Source organism: Finegoldia sp. P1-F-LS (assembly GCF_052932205.1).
This window is the reverse complement of record NZ_JBRFJH010000033.1, coordinates 1-430: the sequence shown is the minus strand read 5'-3', so window position 1 is coordinate 430 and position 430 is coordinate 1. Positions and strand designations below refer to the sequence as shown.

The 430-nt window shown below is 52.6% G+C and carries 1 rRNA gene; it reads right to left on the bottom strand.

The features are described 5' to 3' along the window. Window positions 1–430: ribosomal RNA gene (locus tag ACU68Y_RS09135) — 23S ribosomal RNA — on the bottom strand; the annotation flags it as partial.

Below are 430 nucleotides of genomic sequence, written 5' to 3'. Positions count from 1 at the left end.
CTTTACACCTCTGACCTATCTATCTTGTTTTCTTCAAGTAATCTCATAGAAATCTTATCTCGAGGTTGGTTTCGTGCTTAGATGCCTTCAGCACTTATCCTTCCCAGACGTAGCTACCGAGCTGTGCACTTGGCAGTACAACTCGTACACCAGCGGTCTGTCCATCCCGGTCCTCTCGTACTAAGGACAGATCCTCTCAAATTTCTCACGCCCACGGTGGATAGGGACCGAACTGTCTCACGACGTTCTGAACCCAGCTCGCGTGCCTCTTTAATGGGCGAACAGCCCAACCCTTGGAACCTACTCCAGCTCCAGGATGAGACGAGCCGACATCGAGGTGCCAAACCTCCCCGTCGATGTGGACTCTTGGGGGAGATAAGCCTGTTATCCCCGGGGTAGCTTTTATCCGTTGAGCGATGGCCCTTCCACT